The following is a 16,680-nucleotide window of genomic DNA, read 5'->3' as shown; positions in this document are numbered from 1 at the left end:
CACCATTGTGTTTGCCAGTTTGATTAGTGAAGGGCGTTATGCCTTGTTTTACGCGTCCATCGCCAGTATTGGGGTGTTATTGGAGCAAACCTACAATTTAAATCTCGATGAATCACTCAATGGCAATTACACCAATGCGGTGTTACTCTCAGTAGCGTGTTTTGCTACCGCTTGGTTGGCGCATACACTGGGCCAGACGCATGCAAACCAGCGAACGCTTGGCCTCAGAGCGCGGCGTGGACATTGCTAACTTAGCTAAAATCAACGCTCTAATTACCCAAGAAATGCCGAATGGCGTGCTGGTAGTGGGAGAGGCACAACAGCTAAACCATTACAATCAACAGTTCACTGCGCTTACCGGTCTTTCAGATGCAGATTTGTCTGATGCGATTGCGCAGAAAAAACCACTCTCTGCACTCACCCCTGCGCTGTCCATACTTCTGACCGAATGGGCTGCCGCAGAACAAGAGAACAAGGGCCAAGAAAACAAACAAGTCGATGCGATCAAGTTTTCTCTGCCACATCGGGATTTAGGCATACGTTTTTTACCAACCTCGCAATCAAGGGCCAGTGGTGCGATTATTTTTGTAGAGGACTGGTCGCAGGTACAAACACAAGCACACCAAGTGAAGCTGGCAGCACTTGGCCGGCTCACTGCCAATATCGCACATGAAATTCGTAATCCACTCAGCGCAATTAGCCATGCCAATCAATTACTGCAAGAAGACAATTCTGATCCAACCACATTGAGAATGTTGCAAATCATCAGCGACAATGTGCAGCGTTTGGATCAAATCATCAAGGATGTACTGGAACTCAACCGACGCGACCGCACCAACCAAGAGAGCATTCAGCTGCAGCACTTCATCACCGAGTTTTACCAGCAATTCTGCGCCGTGGAGAAAATTGATCCGGCGACATTTACACTGAAACTTGGCAAAGATGACCCTGCCATTTTCTTTGACCGCCGCCATATCAATCAAATTTTGTGGAATTTATGTAAGAATGGTTGGCGGCACTGCCAAAAAAACAAAGGGAGCTTAGTATTAGCCATTAAATCCGGTCGACAATCGCAATTTGTCAATATTCAAATCATTGATGATGGTGAAGGCATTGCGCCGAGCATACAATCGCATTTATTTGAGCCATTTATGACGACAGAAAAAAGCGGTACAGGATTAGGATTGTATATTGCCAGAGAGCTTGCCGAAGCCAATGGCGCTAAACTTGACTTTACTACAGCGAATACAGGCACTGTGTTTACGCTCAATATTAATAAGGTGTAATAAACATCATGGCACAACCTCATAGTTGCTTAGTTGTAGATGACGAAACCGATATCCGTGAATTGGTGGTACTCACGCTGGAACGCATGAATATCCAAGCAGACAGTGCTAGCAACATCACCGATGCCAAGCATATGCTTGGCCAAAAAGAATATGACTTGTGCCTGACGGACATGCGCTTACCAGACGGGCTGGGATTAGAGCTGGTCGAGTACATTGCCAGCAACCACACCGGGCTACCAGTGGCTGTGATTACCGCCTACGGCAGCGCAGAAAATGCAGTGTCGGCATTAAAAGCAGGCGCGTTTGACTATTTAACCAAACCTATCTCACTCAGCCAACTCCGGCCCTTAGTGGAGTCTGCGCTTAAATTATCCAGCTCGACTAAATCGGAAACCACCAATACTGTCGATCTCATTGGCGTATCGCCCGCGATGCAGTATGTACGGACAATGATTAGCAAACTGGCCAGAAGCCAAGCACCGGTCTATATCAGTGGTGAATCCGGTAGCGGCAAAGAGTTAGCAGCACGCCTGATTCACAGCAACAGTTCCCGCCGAGACAAATCGTTTATTGCCGTCAACTGCGGCGCGATTCCGGAAAATCTGATGGAAAGCGAATTTTTTGGTTACAAAAAAGGCGCATTTACCGGTGCCGCACAAGACACCATAGGTCTGTTCCAAGCGGCTAACGGCGGCACACTATTTCTGGATGAAGTTGCCGATTTACCATTGGCCATGCAAGTAAAATTGCTACGCGCCATTCAAGAAAAAAAAGTACGTACGGTAGGCGGCACTGCCGAGGAGTCGGTCGATGTTCGCATTATCTCAGCCACGCACAAAAACCTGAATGAGATGATGGAAAAAGGTGAGTTTAGACAAGACTTGTATTACCGCCTTAATGTCATCCAGCTCAAAATGCCTGCCTTGCGTGATCGACCAGAAGACATCCCTGAATTGATGCACAAGCTATTGCATAAGCTATGCGCCGCACAAGGGGCAGACGTACCAGCTGTGGATGCGGGCGCTAATACCTTCATTCAAAATCTGCACTATGCCGGTAATGTGCGCGAGCTGGAAAACATGCTGGAGCGTGCCTTGGCTTTATGTGACGGCGAAAAGATTACCGTGGATGATTTATCTATGGGCAACGAATTGAAAATGCGCGCTACCGAAAAAGTAGGGTTTGAGCCTGGAAAATCACTCGACATCAGCCTGTCAGATTATCTGGAAGACATTGAAAAGAATGCTATTTTGAAAGCGTTGGAAAAATCCAACAACAACAAAACGGCTGCCGCCAAACTATTGGGGATCAGTTTCCGTACGTTACGTTACCGTTTGTCTAAACTGGGCTTAGCCAAAGATGGAGAAGAGGAAGACGGCGAGGCAGAAGACGAATTGTCTTAACTGCCTCACACTACGCTACAGGTTAGCTCAATACAATAAATAAATACGTCACGTACAAAGCGCCATTGAGCATCAAATGCCAAACACGTAAGCCACCTTTGCGGCTTGCCATGATACGCAACCAAACGGCCGCCAATAGCGTTAGTACAATCCCAATCAGCACTTCTTTACGCGGCACCCATGGCGTGAGCATAATACCAATGGCCGGTAGCAATGTGCCCTGAAACACCATGGCACCGGTAATGTTGCCAAATGCCAGCGTATCTTTACCCTTGCGTATCCATAAAATACTGTTCACTTTTTCCGGCAACTCAGTCGCAATTGGGATAATCAACAAAGACAGCAATAATGCAGAAATACCAAGAATCTCGGCCGCAGACTCTACCCCGTTGATAAAGCCTTTTGCACCAGCTAGTAGTAATAACAGACCTAACAATAATTGCAGGACGATCACCACCATGTTGTTAGGTAATCCAATTTTGCATAAAAACATATCGCTCTCGGCCTCGGTGGCGTGCCCTTCTGCTACCAAGCCCTTAGAGGCGCGAATGGTTTGCCATACATACACCACATAAATCATCACCATGCCAAAGCCTAGCATGTAGCGGAACAGATCTTTCTCATGTGGAATATAAAGCGCAACCGCTGCCAGTAAAAAGGCAACGATAAAATAGTTTAAATCACGTACCAAACCCGTACGTTCCGGACGCAAATGGCCGGTCGCGGTCCTGCTTTTATATACAGACATCCCCATTAAAAACAAAGAGAGTGTGGCCAACATTAAAGGTGCGCCCAAAATCGCCCCCACACCAATCTCATGATTGGTTTCCATATTGGATGTGCCGGCAAAGATAGCCAACAAAGGCACACTGGTCTCCGGCAATGCGGTGCCTACGGCAGCAAAAATGGAACCGGTCACCCCTTCGGAAATGCCCAACTTCTCGCCTAAATGTTCAAGCGCATTGGTAAACACCTCGGCAGCGATTAAAATGACAATGAGCATGAGAAATAACTGTAAAAAAACCATGGCAATTGACCTTAAATTTTAAATTGTGCTGTATTTTAACGTATTAAACGGATGTCATAACATTTCAATAAAGTGAGCTGCATGAAAGCACTGGAAATTGACCAAGCGGGTTGGATCGTTCGTGAAGATGACGATGATGGCATACAGCACATTCTCTCTCCCAATTTTGATGCGCGTCCAGAGTGTGCGATTGACATGATTGTCATTCATAACATCAGCCTACCGCCGTTTGAATACGGCGGTACCGGTGTGATTGAGCTGTTTACCAACCAACTAAACCCTGATGAACACCCCTACTACGCTGAGATTCAGGCACTCAAAGTCTCTTCTCATTTCTTTATTCGCCGCGATGGAAGCCTGATGCAGTTCGTCTCTTGTTTGGCACGGGCGTGGCATGCTGGTGCATCTACTTGGCAGAACAGGGAACGTTGTAATGATTTCTCTGTCGGAATAGAGCTTGAAGGCAGCGACATTACACCATTTGAGGCGGAACAATACGCAACACTGGTACAATTGATCCAAGCACTGATAGCACGTTATCCCATTCAACATGTGGTAGGCCATGCAGATATTGCGCCGGGACGTAAAACAGACCCCGGCCCTTATTTTGACTGGGACAAAGTGAATACTTTAATAAAAATTTAAATCATCCATATGCACACATTTTATTCGCGCCTGATACTGGCCTCCATCGTCATTCTGTCTAGCGCATGCAGCAATCAGGACAGCACCCAGCAAGAAAAAGCAGCTGATAAAAACGGCATGAAACCGACCTTGGTGACGGTCACTACCATCAAAAAGCAGGCTGTCGAACTTACAGAAGATACCGTTGGTACGCTAGAAGGTTTGATTGATCCCACCGTGGCTGCAGAAGTAGCAGGACGCGTCGTCAAAGTACACGTTGGCCCGGGCGAGCATGTGACACAAGGTCAATTGCTGGCGACGATAGATGCGGCCGACTTCGCCATGCAGCGCAATGAGGCGCAAGCAGAAATTAATCGCATTCAAGCATTGCTGGAAAATCAAGCCAAAATTGTGGCGCGTAACCAAGCGTTGGTAGATAAAAATTTTATTGCGCAAACAGCGGTGGATAATGACAAAGCACAGCAAAATGTATTGAAGCAACAGCTGGAAGCCGCCAAAGCCAGAGTGGGCAGCATCAACCACAATAGCAGTAAAACACGAGTTGTCTCCCCGGTGAACGGTACAGTAGAAACCAGAGTGGTGAGTGATGGTGATTATTTGCGCGTGGGCGACCCCATCATGCAAATTATCTCCAGACAAAAATTGCGCGCCCATTTGCCTTTTCCGGAGCATATCGGTGCCAAGCTCAAACCAGGGTTAAAAGTACGCTTAACCACGCCTAGCAGTAGCAAAACGGTAGAAACGGTTATCCATGAACTAAAACCTTTGATTGCAGAAGGTAGCCGCACTATAGATGTGATTGCTGATGTTGTGAACGAACCGGGCTGGCAACCTGGCGCAACCGTCAATGGAAGCGTGGTGCTTGGTGAGGAATCCGCCGCGCTGATGATCCCCGAACAAAGCTTAGTGCTGCGCCCAGCAGGCGAAGTGGTCTATGTGGTACGCGATGGTATTGCTTACCAAGCCGTGGTTAAAACGGGGTACAAAAAAAATGGTCAGATTGAATTGATTGATGGCTTGCAACCCGATGCAACGATTGTGGTTGATGGTGCTGGCTTTTTAACCGATAAAACACCAGTAACGATTAGCAAATAACGTTTTTTTAACAAATAATAACCACTAAAAATTCAAAGCCTTATATCAAGCAAGGCGCAATCAAACAATTGCGCCAACGCCTATGTTTAATGAGGTAAGGCGCAGTTTTTTTGTGATGAACCCAGCATGATGACGACATTTGGATTTTTAAATGAGCTTGCCTGAACTATCGATTAAACGACACGTACTTGCCTGGATGCTATCCGGCGTCATTGTGCTATTTGGCATCATCGCATACAACCGCATCGGCGTAGACCGCATCCCTTCGATTGATTTTCCGGTCATTATGATCACGACTACCTTACGTGGTGCCGATCCGGATGTGGTAGATACTTCCATTACCAGCGTCATTGAATCATCCATCAACACCACGCCTGGCATCGAGCATATTCAATCGGCCTCATCACCTGGCGTTTCCAGTATCAGCATTACGTTTAATATCGAAAAAAATGTGGACGTGGCGTACAACGAAGTACAAGCCAAGGTCAATCAGGTACTCAAAAACTTGCCCACTGATACCGACCCACCGGTGGTGCAGAAAGTAGACACGAACGCTTCACCAGTGATATGGCTGGCATTGAGTGGCGACCGCACCATTCAGCAGCTGAATCTGTATGCCAATAACGTGCTGAAGAAAAAATTTGAAACCATCAATGGCGTGGGTGAGGTGCGTTTGGGTGGTCGTCGTGATCGTGTGATTCGCGTCAACGTCTCCCCCGAGCGCATGGCTGCCTACAAGCTGACCGCCACAGATTTGGTCGATGCGTTTAAGCGTGAGCACGTGCAATTACCTGGTGGATTTTTGGTCAGCCAACAGGCCGAGCAGTTGCTGAAGTTAGACTTGGAGTTTCACACCACCAAAGAGCTGGCCAACCTGGTCGTCACTACAAAAAACAGCATCCCTATTTACCTGAAAGACATTGCCGAAATTGAAGACGGCATTACCGACAACCGCCAAGTTGCACGCTACAACGGCAAGCCTACAGTAGGTGTGGGCATGGTGAAAATTGCTAACGCCAACACCGTGGAAATTATCAATGATGTGATTAAGAAATTAGAGACTGAGGTACGCCCGAATCTACCGCCAGGTCTGTCACTGGAAATTTCTACCAATGACTCGATTTTCATTAATCAACTGGTGGCCTCGCTCAAAGAACACTTAGTGGAAGGCACGCTGTTTGCTGCGCTGATTGTGCTGATTTTTATGCGTTCTTTTAGTTCTACCGTGATGATTTGTTTAGAAATTCCAGTGTCATTGCTAGGCGCGATTGCCGTAATGTATTTTTCTGGCTATACCTTTAATAGCATGACCCTACTGGCACTATTGCTGTTGATTGGCGTGGTGGTGGATGACGCGATTGTGGTGCGTGAAAGTATTCTGCGCCACATGTCCGGCGAAGCAGGCACAGGCCAGCAAGGCCTCAACTTGAATGACCCGCGTGCGGTCGATGCTTATCGCAGGCAAACCACGCTTGCTGGTACCAATGAAGTGATTTTTGCGGTGCTTGCGTCCTCGTTCTCGCTAGTGTGTATTTTTGCCCCTGTGATTTTTATGGACGGCATCATGGGTATGTTCTTTAAATCTTTTGCCGTGGTGGTCACATTTGGCGTGCTGGTCTCTTTATTTGTGTCGCTCACACTTACACCCATGCTGTGCTCACGTTATTTAAGCGTGACGCACAAAGAAAATGCGCTGTATCGATTCTTTGGGCGTGTATTGAGCAGTCTGGATGAAGCGTACAAGAAGATTCTGCATTACACCTTATTGCACCGTGGTCTGGTGATGATTGTGACTGTAATATTTGTATGCGCTTCCGGCTTTTATACCCTCAAGTACGTTAAAAAAGACTTTGTGCCGGAAACCGATGAAGGCAGCTTTACCGTTACTGTAAAAACACCGCTGGGTTCTAGTTTGGATTACACCGACTCACGCATGAAGTTACTGGAAGACGTGCTAGCACGCCATACCGACCAGATTGATAGTTACTTCTCTACCATTGGCGCTGGCTCACGCGGCCAGGTCAATCAAGGCAATATCAATGTGCGCCTAAAACCCAAGGAATTACGTAGCAAAAGCCAACAACAGCTCACGCGTGAAATTAAAGCTGAGATGGATGAGATTCCTGGCGTACGTGCGATTCCCGGTGCCAGTGGGATTGTACGTGGCCAGCGCTCTGAGAAATTGCAATTCAACCTGACGGGCACCAATCTACAAGAGTTAGGCAAACTCTCTGAAAACCTGCAACGTACGCTAAGTGCCAATGGCAGTATTGGCAAAGTAGATGTGGATGTACAGCTGGATTTACCGCAGGTAGAAATTGACATTGACCGCGTACGCGCAGCCACACTGGGCTTGGATGCCAACGAAATTGCCACCGCCGTGAGTTTATATGTGGGTGGCATTAACGTAGCCAAATACAACGACAAAATCAGCGATGGTCAACGCTATGATATACGTCTAAAAACGACTGATGGCGAGTTACAGCAGACCGCAGATTTAAGCAAAATTTACTTGCGCAGCGCCAATGGTGAACTGGTGCGAATTGATGCAGTGGCGCGCTTTAAGCCAACCTTGGGCGCTGCTGTGATTGGGCGCTATGATTTGCAATATGCGGTGAATTTTTACGCCAACCCCAATGTATCGCTGGGTGATGCGGTCACTATTGTCAATGACACGGCGCGTAAGTTAATACCGGTCAGCTACCATCTCAAATATACCGGCCAAGCCGAAGAGCTAGGCAAAACCATGCAAAATCTCCAATTTGTCTTCGTGTTGGCATTTGTGTTGTTGTACATGGTATTGGCCAGTCAGTTCAACTCATTTCTGCAGCCGCTCATTATCATGCTGGCGCAACCGCTAGCCATTATTGGCGGGCTGATTGCCTTACTAGTAACAGGCAATTCGCTCAATATTTTCTCTATGATTGGTTTGGTATTGCTGATTGGTTTGGTAGCTAAAAACTCTATTTTATTGGTAGACCTTACCAACCAATTACGTGCAGAAGGTGCCAGTGTGCAAGAAGCGTTAAGTACGGCCTGCCCAGTGCGTTTACGCCCAGTATTGATGACATCACTGACTATTATTTTGGCATTATTACCGGCAGCGATTGGCTTGGGGGCTGGCTCAGAAACCAACAAACCGCTTTCGATCGCCATTATTGGTGGGATGATTTCATCCACATTATTGACCTTAGTTGTGGTGCCCGCCGCTTACTCACTGATGATGGGTGGCTTGGCCAAATTCAAGCGTTTTGCATAAAACGTACTAGCGCAATGCCTTAGGTTGGTAAGATAGATTTTTCAAAATACTCAAACTGAAGCCCGTGAACTCTTGGTTGCCACAAGTCCGGGGCCTCAGGAAACGGGTGCACTATACCCGTAGGCTGATACCCTTGCCGCCTATAGAATGCAATGAGTGCATCTCGCACAGTCACTACCGTCATACAATAAGCTTGGATTGACCATTGCGCAGACGCATGCGCTTCTGCAGCCTGAATGATTTGCTTGCCTATGCCTTGATTCTGTATGTTGGGTTTAACTGCGATCATGCCTAATTTGGCTTTTTGTTGGCCGGCATCTTGGATACACTCACAACAAATAGTCGCAACTAGCTGTTGGTCCAACTCTCCCACCAATATAAATAAATCGGGCTGCTGAATGAGATGCACGATTTCTTGCGCAGTCGTCCGTAATCCATCCACTAAATCTGCTTCGGTAGTCCACCCCGCGCGGCTGGACTCTCCTCGATAAGCACTATTAATTAATTGGGCAACAGCCTCTGCATCTGCCAGCTGCGCACGTCTTATTTCTAACATAACGATGCCTACTATGTGATTTTTTCTGCTGTCATTTTTTGCACCACCACACTGGTAATCATATCGCCTTCTACATTCACCGTTGTGCGCAATGTATCGAGTAAACGATCAATGGGTAGCAGGATGGCGATGGCTTCCGCAGGCAAACCGACCGACTGCAATACCATAACCATGGTGACCATGCCTGCACTGGGAATGCCAGGCGCCCCCACGGAAGCCAGCATAGCGGTGAAAAACACGACCAGTTGCTGTGCAAACGTTAATTCCACCCCCACCAAATTGGCAATAAATAACGCTGCTGCTGCTTCATATAATGCGGTGCCATCCATATTTATGGTCGCACCCAGTGGCACTACAAATCCAGCAATTTCAGGCTTCACATGCAAATGCTGCGTGGTGCAGCGCATGGTTACCGGCAAGGTGGCAGAGCTGGAACTGGTCGCAAATGCAGTAATCAATGCCTCACGCGCACCGCGCCAAAACCATAAGGGCGATTTTCTTGTCACTGCATACATGATGCCGGGCAAAATCACCACGCCATGCAGTAAGGTGGTACTAACTACCACCAACACAAAAGTGAGTAATGTAGAGAGTATGGCAAAATCTTGCGTGCTGACCAGTTTGATTAATAAAGCAGCTATACCAAACGGCGCAAGGCGCATGATCCAACCAACAATGTGCATGGTGATTTCTAGCGCTTCTTCCAGCAATTTGAGCAGATGTTGATAGCGCTCGCCACCCATTATCAATGCAACCCCTAGCATCAGCGCAAACATCACTACTGCCAGCACATTTGCATCGGCCAGCGCTTTAAACGGATTGACAAATAAGCCATGCAAAAATTGGGTAAAGAACTCGGACAAAGGCATCTGCTTCGCCTCGAAGCTTTGCATCGCATTGGCAAACATATCGATATGCAAGCCGGCACCTGGTTTGAAATACAGACTAGCTGCCATGCCCAACGTAATGGCAATCATCATAGTGAACGTAAAAAACAGCAGTGTGCTGACCCACACCTTATGAATTTGCTGATGCTTACGTAAATTAGCAATACCCACCGCAATACTACAGAACACCAACGGCACCAATACCATTTTGAGTAAGTCGATAAACAGCGTACCAACCAAATTAGACAAATATAAGCCTGTGCTCACAGTAGGGTGCTGCGCACCCAAGCCATGAAAATAGACCCCTACCCCAACACCCAATAATGCACCCAACAGAATTTGCATATTGAGGCTGGGGAATCGCATGGCTTAGTCACTCGCCTTATCTGCTTGAGTATCGGCTTTTGTTTCTGGATTGGCGGCACGTTTTTCAAACACGGCGGCAAAAAAGCCATCGGTTTGATGAAGGTGTGGCAGTAATTTCAAATATTGGCCAGTATCCAGCGCAATATGGTGATGCGCTAACACCTCGTTAGCGGGTATCAAGCTAAACTCTGGGTTCGCCTCTATAAACGCTTCCACAATCGCTTCATTCTCATCACGCAATAGGCTACAAGTGGCGTAGATCAAACGTCCACCCGCCTTAGTTAACTTAGCGGCACGGGCCAAAATAGCCGATTGCTTTTGCGTCAGCTCCAGCACATCTTGCTCGGTTTGGCGCCATTTCAAATCTGGATTACGACGCAATGTACCCAACCCACTACACGGTGCATCCACCAGCACGCGATCAAACTTACCATTCAAGCGTTTGAGCTTAGGATCCTGCTCACTACTAATGACTTGGGCATGCAAATTAGACAAGCCTGAACGTTTTAGGCGTTGGCCCAAGTTATGCAAACGCTTTTCTGACACATCGAACGCATATAAACGCCCTGTATTTTTCATCAATGCGCCGATGGCTAAGGTTTTACCACCAGCACCCGCGCAAAAATCGGCCACCATCATGCCGCGCTTAGGCGAGACCAAATAACTCAGTAATTGGCTACCTTCATCCTGCACTTCAATCTTGCCCTCAGTAAACAAGACATGGCGGCTGATATTCAATTTGGCACCCATACGAATACCAATGGGAGAGTATGGCGTCGTCGCAATCACATTATCTTTCACGGTATTTTCGGCCTGCATTTTTGCCAGCACCTCTTCACGTGTCGCCTTAATGGTATTCACGCGCAAATCCAAGCTGGCTTGCTCAAACATGCTACGACAAATGGTCAAAGCTTCAGTCTCGCCATATTGTGCGACCAATTTATCCCAGAACCAATCGCGCACATCGGCCTGTACGGCAAGTGGCAAATTGTCGGTAGATTTCGCTTTAATCGCAATTGCCCACTCTTTTTGCTGTTCGGTCAATATGTCGTCCAACTCGCGCAGGCTTTTGCCTTGTACGCGCAACAACCACGCCAAAATCAATTTACGTGCATCATCGGGGTCATTTTCCTCGTTAGCCGCAACCACACTCAAATAACGCAGGCGGCGCAAGACGCCATACACACTCTCGGCGACAAAGGCGCGCTCTTTCGTGCCTAACTCACGGTGGTTGCGAAAAAATTCGCCTAACTTGGCATCGGCCGGGCTGTTAAAATCCAGCAAATTGGTGAGTAACATCGCCGCTTGGCGCAATAAATTCGGGGTCATGGTAAAGGGGTTTCGTTTTCTATCGTTTCAAATTTCAATCTGGTCGCAATCTGCTCAATCACAGTACCATCTTTTTCGGTTTTTCTAATTTTTACCGGCACATATTGATAATCCATGGCCAGCCATAATTCTGTTTTATCTTCGGAATCTGCTTTGGCATGCTGAATATGGTAAGTGTTTACCGTACCAAATTTCAGTTCCAGTAATTCCTCGCCTTCAAATCCATAGTCGTACAGACTTAATTTTCTGCCATTGGTTAAATACATTTGCATATCCTCCAATGGCGGTGCAAACATAAATTGGTACATAAAACTCAAAAAATCTTGTATATGCCCAGCTTTTACGTTGTCGGTAATAGGTACTTTTTTGGTACCTTTGGTGCTTTGTAGCGCCACCTCTTTATCTACCCAATTAAAACTGGCCTGATAGGATTTTTCTTCACGCGCACCAAATTTGTATAGGTAATAATCTGGCAATAATCCAGCCTCGGTCACTTTACCTTGGCTGGTTTGCAATAAATCCGGATAGACCAGACTAATTAACCCTGTCAGACTGACACTCCAAGTCAGTTCATAGCGTTGATCATTGCTTTTAGCGTAGCGAATTTTAGCCGTCCCCACCCGCTCTGGACTGTGATTCACCAACACATCAAAATCTGTTTCAACCATGGTAAAAGGCTGAGGCTTCTTCACATCAGCAGTCGTATCCGGCAAAGTGAGCGCTTGCTCTGCTTCAGCACCTGCTGCCTCCGGCGCTATTACTTCTGACGACGCTACTTCAACCACAGCTTCATCCACCAGCGGTTCAGAAGATGCTGGCGCATAAGTGGTAGATTCCGGCACAGGTTCTGCTACATTTTCTGTCACGGTTTCTGGCAGCTCTTTCACTGCTGGTTCAGCCTGCGCCTGCTCATTGAGTGCAGTTTCCGACTGTTGCTGCGCAGCAACTGGGTGAGGAGGCAACGCCACTAGCTCGGCATCTATCGACTGAAATGGGCTGGGAAATTTAGATAGCGTTACCCAGCCAGACTGCTCTATGAATAAAAAATGTAGTAGCGTAGAGAGCAGAACAGCATACCCAAGTCGCTTTGTCGTTGGATCAAACCACCAAGCCTTGATGCTATGCCAGTTCAATTTACTCAATAGTCATTTTCGTCAACAGTTGCTCAATAGTCGCACCATCGTCCTGCACCACAATTTTGACGGGCAACGCGTATTTCTCTGTGGCTAGATAAATCTTCTTCGCATCGGCATCATCTATTTCAGTCAGCTCCAATACTTTAAATTCCCCAGCGGGCGTGACCAGTTTTGCGCTCTGCGCACTCACCTGATATTGATGCGTTCTTAAACGCTTACCAGTGGTAACTGGCAGCTTCAGCTGACCCACTGCTGGCGGCTTAAACATAAACTGATACATCACGCTTAGCAAATCTTGTGTGCCAGGCACCAATGCGACCTGCTCTTTGTTACCTTTAACTTGCATGCTTAACATACGTGCTTGCCAGTCAAAATCATTGATCAGCGTTTTCTTGGCATTGGTACTTTGTAGCGATTCAAAGTGTTTGGGACGCAACCCCTCTTTGGTCACATCACCTTGGCTTAGCAACTTGCGCTCGCCCAGTAAGGCATAGACGCCGTTACCTTTGGTGATGGATTCCAGTTTGTATTGCTTGCCGCTTTGGGTATAGGTTTCTGTCACATGACCAAAACTCTGCCCATCACGTTTTACTTCGTAAACAAGCTTGACCGATTTGGGCGCCGCATACGCAGCTTGCACCGTGCCAACTAACACCGCCATGACCCACACCCAGATACGCATTTGTTTTGCGATATTTAAATTTCCATTATTCATTTAATCACTCTCAACTCTTAGCATGATGAACATGGATAACGCATGGTCAGCGATTTAGACAACAAGCTACACCACCATCCGATTAAACTACTACTGTCGGTGCTTCACCCACGTGCTGCGCGCGAATGCGGCCTATCGAATACACAGTCTCGCCAGCCTTAGTCAGAATTTCCGTAGCTTTTTCTGCATCAGCAGGTGCAAGCACTACTACCATGCCAATGCCGCAGTTAAAGGTTTTATACATTTCAATATCTGCAATATTGCCTTGCGCTTTTAACCATTGGAATAATGGTGGCAGCGTCCAGCTACTGGCTTGAATTTCTGCCGTTAAACCTTCTGGTAATACGCGCGGCACGTTCTCCGTAATACCACCACCGGTGATATGCGCCATGCCCTTCACCGGCATCGCTTCCAGCAAGGCTAGCAAGGATTTCACATAGATCTTAGTCGGGGCCATCACCACATCTTTAAATGGTTTGCCATGAAAATCCGACGCAAAATCAATGCCGGATTTTTCAATCAGTTTACGAATCAATGAATAACCATTGGAGTGCGCGCCGCTTGAAGCTAAGCCCAACACCACGTCCCCTTCGGCAATCGTGCTGCCATCGATTAAATTGGCTTTATCCACACAACCTACGGCAAAACCGGCTAAGTCATACTCACCGGCCGGGTACATACCAGGCATTTCTGCAGTCTCACCACCCACCAAAGCACAACCTGCTTGCTCACAGCCTTGTGCAATACCTTTAATCACAGAAGCTGCTGTGCCGACTTCTAGTTTGCCGCAAGCAAAGTAATCGAGGAAAAATAATGGCTCAGCCCCTTGTACCAAAATATCGTTGACACTCATGGCAACCAAATCAATACCAACTGTATCGTGCTTATTTAACTCAAATGCCAATTTAAGTTTAGTACCCACGCCGTCTGTGCCAGACACCAAAATCGGTTCTTTGAATTTTTTAGGTACTGCAAATAAAGAGCCAAACCCGCCAATACCGCCCAATACTTCCGGGCGCATGGTGCGCTTGGCAAAGGGCTTGATTTGCTCTACTAAAGCATCGCCTGCTTCAATATCCACGCCGGCATCGCGGTAGGTAATAGAGGTGTTTTGGTCTGATGGTGTGCTCAAAATGCGTCTCGATTCAATTTATTGCGGGAACTTTGAATTAAACTAAGTTAATGTCAGTATAATTTTAAAAACGTAATTTTAACTCACTATGGCTAATCAACCAAAAAACAACGCAGAAAATAGCAAAAACGCGCCACACAAACGTGACTACCGTTGGTTAGTGTTTATGGGGCTCATCGCTTTTGTGATTTATTTGCTTAGCCCGATTCTGACGCCATTCCTGATTGCAGCTGTCTTGGCCTATATTTGCGACCCGCTGGTGGACTGGCTAAGTGACACAAAAGTGGGCAACTATTCCATGGGGCGTACCATCGCTACCACCTTAGTGTTATTGGGATTCTTGCTTGCGATCGTTATCTTGTTTTTAATTTTAGTCCCTCTATTGCAAAAACAATCGTTACTCATTGTAGAACGCTTACCCGTGATGGTGGATAACCTACGTCATTCTGTAGAGCCTTGGCTACAGTCTAAACTCGGTATTAGCATGGCGATAGACAGCTCCCATTTGCAAGATATCATCACCAAAAACTGGAAGACCACTGGGGATATCGTTAGCGAAATATTAAAAACGGCAGGCACGCAAGGCTTGGCTTTTATTGGCTTGCTGGCTAATTTATTTTTATTCCCTATCGTGTTCTTTTATTTATTACGCGATTGGGATGAACTGGTCTCCCATGTAGGTGAATTGATTCCGCGCGATTGGATTGATGGCGTCACCACCATTGCTAAAGAGGTCGACCAAGTGGTGGCCGAATTTTTGCGTGGGCAACTGTCTGTCATGTTGGCGCTTTGCGTATTTTATAGCATCAGTTTATGGCTGGTCGGCTTAGACATGGCACTTTCCATTGGCTTGATTGCTGGCTTACTCAGTTTTGTGCCTTATTTAGGGTTTGCACTTGCATTTATTTTGGCCGTGCTATTGGCCATTTTGCAGTTCAGCTCTTTTGCAGAAGTTGTACCGGTATTGATTGTGTTTGGATTAGGCCAGTTTATTGAGAGCTTTTTCCTAACACCGCTGCTGGTGGGTGAGCGTATCGGTCTGCATCCGGTGATTGTGATTTTGGCTTTATTGGCCGGTGGTCAGCTGTTTGGCTTTGCCGGTGTATTGTTGGCGCTACCTGTCAGCGCAGCGATTGCTGTCGGTTTGCGTCACACCAAAGACAATTACCTGAATAGCGATGCCTATCTAAAATAAGTTGCAACGACCATGAAGCAACTATTACTGGATATTCAACCCCCAGCGCCGCCTAGCCTGCACAACTTTGTGGCGGGCAATAATCAAGAAGCCATCAGCAATGTATATGCAGCCATTCAAGGCACGGCACCGAGTCGATTTGTGTATATCTGGGGCGAACCCGGTAGCGGTAAATCACATTTACTTGCAGCAGCACAAGCGCTTGGCGCGCATATTGCGGACGATGTGCACTTGTTAAGCGAGACAGCGCAGATCGCACTATTTAACCGCTACAATCAACTTAAAGAGCAAGGCGAAACCTTGATTACGGCTGGGCTATACGCACCCACACAAATGGGATTGCGCGATGACTTAGCCACCCGATTGGCGTGGGGACTGGTGTACCAATTACACCCCCTCACCGATGAAGAAAAAGCGCAAGCACTGAAATCGCATGCGCAAGAACGTGGCATGCGGCTACCGGATGAAGTAGTCGATTACTGCCTACGCTATTTAAGACGTGATTTACCCACACTGATGACAGTGCTAGACGCTTTAGATGAATGGTCATTGACTGAAAAAAAACCGGTGACCATCCCCATGCTTAAAAAACTATTACAACTGGATTTAGGTATTTAGCTGATTACATGCCCTGTAGTAAAATGTC

Annotated in this window: 14 protein-coding genes and 1 pseudogene; 8 read left to right on the top strand and 7 right to left on the bottom strand. The window is 47.1% G+C overall.

The window, feature by feature from the left end; translation table 11 throughout:
* The 3 genes and pseudogenes from FG11_RS13730 to FG11_RS13140 all read left to right on the top strand — a co-directional run.
* Positions 1-250, top strand: a pseudogene (locus FG11_RS13730) (sensor histidine kinase); the annotation flags it as partial.
* Complete coding sequence (locus FG11_RS13145) at positions 201-1,286, top strand: two-component system sensor histidine kinase NtrB (RefSeq protein WP_052185054.1); 1,086 nt, start codon at positions 201-203, stop codon at positions 1,284-1,286. The pseudogene FG11_RS13730 and the gene FG11_RS13145, both read left to right, overlap by 50 nt.
* A gap of 8 nt (positions 1,287-1,294) precedes the next feature.
* Positions 1,295-2,692, top strand: a complete 1,398-nt coding sequence (locus tag FG11_RS13140; protein ID WP_020183581.1) for a sigma-54-dependent transcriptional regulator — start codon at positions 1,295-1,297, stop codon at positions 2,690-2,692.
* Between the two features lie 22 nt (positions 2,693-2,714).
* Here the strand turns inward: FG11_RS13140 and FG11_RS13135 are convergent, their stop codons facing one another.
* Positions 2,715-3,719 carry a sodium:calcium antiporter gene (locus tag FG11_RS13135; RefSeq protein ID WP_047535577.1) on the bottom strand — a complete coding sequence of 335 codons (1,005 nt, stop codon included), beginning with the start codon at positions 3,717-3,719 and terminating at the stop codon, positions 2,715-2,717.
* 81 nt (positions 3,720-3,800) lie between these two features.
* On the opposite strand from FG11_RS13135, the gene ampD reads away from it, so the two are divergent.
* The 3 genes from ampD (at position 3,801) to FG11_RS13120 (ending at position 8,718) form a co-directional block, all read left to right on the top strand.
* Positions 3,801-4,364, top strand: coding sequence for a 1,6-anhydro-N-acetylmuramyl-L-alanine amidase AmpD (gene ampD, locus FG11_RS13130; RefSeq protein WP_020183579.1), 564 nt, complete (start codon positions 3,801-3,803; stop codon positions 4,362-4,364).
* A gap of 9 nt (positions 4,365-4,373) precedes the next feature.
* A complete protein-coding gene (locus tag FG11_RS13125) occupies positions 4,374-5,459 on the top strand; it encodes an efflux RND transporter periplasmic adaptor subunit (protein WP_047535576.1) in 1,086 nt (361 codons plus the stop codon).
* Positions 5,460-5,610: 151 nt separating this feature from the next.
* Positions 5,611-8,718, top strand: coding sequence for an efflux RND transporter permease subunit (locus FG11_RS13120; protein WP_047535574.1), 3,108 nt, complete (start codon positions 5,611-5,613; stop codon positions 8,716-8,718).
* A gap of 19 nt (positions 8,719-8,737) precedes the next feature.
* On the opposite strand, the gene FG11_RS13115 is transcribed toward FG11_RS13120, so the two are convergent.
* From FG11_RS13115 to purM, 6 genes are all read right to left on the bottom strand, one after another.
* Positions 8,738-9,274, bottom strand: a complete 537-nt coding sequence (locus FG11_RS13115; protein WP_020183576.1) for a GNAT family N-acetyltransferase — start codon at positions 9,272-9,274, stop codon at positions 8,738-8,740.
* 11 nt (positions 9,275-9,285) lie between these two features.
* Positions 9,286-10,527: a dicarboxylate/amino acid:cation symporter gene (locus FG11_RS13110; protein WP_047535572.1), complete on the bottom strand. Its 1,242-nt coding sequence runs from the start codon at positions 10,525-10,527 to the stop codon at positions 9,286-9,288.
* A 3-nt stretch (positions 10,528-10,530) separates the two neighbouring features.
* Positions 10,531-11,856, bottom strand: a complete 1,326-nt coding sequence (locus tag FG11_RS13105) for an RsmB/NOP family class I SAM-dependent RNA methyltransferase (protein WP_025223614.1) — start codon at positions 11,854-11,856, stop codon at positions 10,531-10,533.
* Positions 11,853-12,998: a DUF3108 domain-containing protein gene (locus tag FG11_RS13350; RefSeq protein ID WP_152604075.1), complete on the bottom strand. Its 1,146-nt coding sequence runs from the start codon at positions 12,996-12,998 to the stop codon at positions 11,853-11,855. The genes FG11_RS13105 and FG11_RS13350 overlap by 4 nt, the downstream gene beginning before the upstream one ends.
* Complete coding sequence (locus tag FG11_RS13095; protein WP_047535569.1) at positions 12,991-13,707, bottom strand: DUF3108 domain-containing protein; 717 nt, start codon at positions 13,705-13,707, stop codon at positions 12,991-12,993. The genes FG11_RS13350 and FG11_RS13095 overlap by 8 nt, the downstream gene beginning before the upstream one ends.
* Positions 13,708-13,789: 82 nt before the next feature.
* Positions 13,790-14,839: a phosphoribosylformylglycinamidine cyclo-ligase gene (purM, locus tag FG11_RS13090; RefSeq protein ID WP_025223611.1), complete on the bottom strand. Its 1,050-nt coding sequence runs from the start codon at positions 14,837-14,839 to the stop codon at positions 13,790-13,792.
* A gap of 88 nt (positions 14,840-14,927) precedes the next feature.
* Here purM and FG11_RS13085 point away from each other — a divergent pair, with 88 nt between their 5' ends.
* Together FG11_RS13085 and FG11_RS13080 are read left to right on the top strand one after the other, a co-directional pair.
* On the top strand, positions 14,928-16,034 hold the full coding sequence (locus FG11_RS13085; RefSeq protein ID WP_025223610.1) for an AI-2E family transporter: 1,107 nt from the start codon (positions 14,928-14,930) through the stop codon (positions 16,032-16,034).
* A 12-nt stretch (positions 16,035-16,046) separates the two neighbouring features.
* On the top strand, positions 16,047-16,652 hold the full coding sequence (locus FG11_RS13080) for an HdaA/DnaA family protein (protein WP_025223609.1): 606 nt from the start codon (positions 16,047-16,049) through the stop codon (positions 16,650-16,652).
* The last annotated feature ends 28 nt before the right edge of the window (positions 16,653-16,680 follow it).

This window comes from Methylotenera sp. N17 (assembly GCF_000799155.1).
Classification (GTDB): Bacteria; Pseudomonadota; Gammaproteobacteria; order Burkholderiales; family Methylophilaceae; genus Methylophilus.
This window is presented reverse-complemented; position numbering and strand designations above follow the sequence as displayed.

What these genes read in the sequence shown, in the direction of transcription:
- FG11_RS13145 (WP_052185054.1), top strand. Translation starts at nt 201, where the DNA reads ATGCAAACCAGCGAACGCTTGGCCTCAGAGCGCGGCGTGGACATTGCT.
- FG11_RS13140 (WP_020183581.1), top strand. Translation starts at nt 1,295, where the DNA reads ATGGCACAACCTCATAGTTGCTTAGTTGTAGATGACGAAACCGATATC.
- FG11_RS13135 (WP_047535577.1), bottom strand. Translation starts at nt 3,719, where the DNA reads ATGGTTTTTTTACAGTTATTTCTCATGCTCATTGTCATTTTAATCGCT.
- ampD (WP_020183579.1), top strand. Translation starts at nt 3,801, where the DNA reads ATGAAAGCACTGGAAATTGACCAAGCGGGTTGGATCGTTCGTGAAGAT.
- FG11_RS13125 (WP_047535576.1), top strand. Translation starts at nt 4,374, where the DNA reads ATGCACACATTTTATTCGCGCCTGATACTGGCCTCCATCGTCATTCTG.
- FG11_RS13120 (WP_047535574.1), top strand. Translation starts at nt 5,611, where the DNA reads ATGAGCTTGCCTGAACTATCGATTAAACGACACGTACTTGCCTGGATG.
- FG11_RS13115 (WP_020183576.1), bottom strand. Translation starts at nt 9,274, where the DNA reads ATGTTAGAAATAAGACGTGCGCAGCTGGCAGATGCAGAGGCTGTTGCC.
- FG11_RS13110 (WP_047535572.1), bottom strand. Translation starts at nt 10,527, where the DNA reads ATGCGATTCCCCAGCCTCAATATGCAAATTCTGTTGGGTGCATTATTG.
- FG11_RS13105 (WP_025223614.1), bottom strand. Translation starts at nt 11,856, where the DNA reads ATGACCCCGAATTTATTGCGCCAAGCGGCGATGTTACTCACCAATTTG.
- FG11_RS13095 (WP_047535569.1), bottom strand. Translation starts at nt 13,707, where the DNA reads ATGAATAATGGAAATTTAAATATCGCAAAACAAATGCGTATCTGGGTG.
- FG11_RS13085 (WP_025223610.1), top strand. Translation starts at nt 14,928, where the DNA reads ATGGCTAATCAACCAAAAAACAACGCAGAAAATAGCAAAAACGCGCCA.
- FG11_RS13080 (WP_025223609.1), top strand. Translation starts at nt 16,047, where the DNA reads ATGAAGCAACTATTACTGGATATTCAACCCCCAGCGCCGCCTAGCCTG.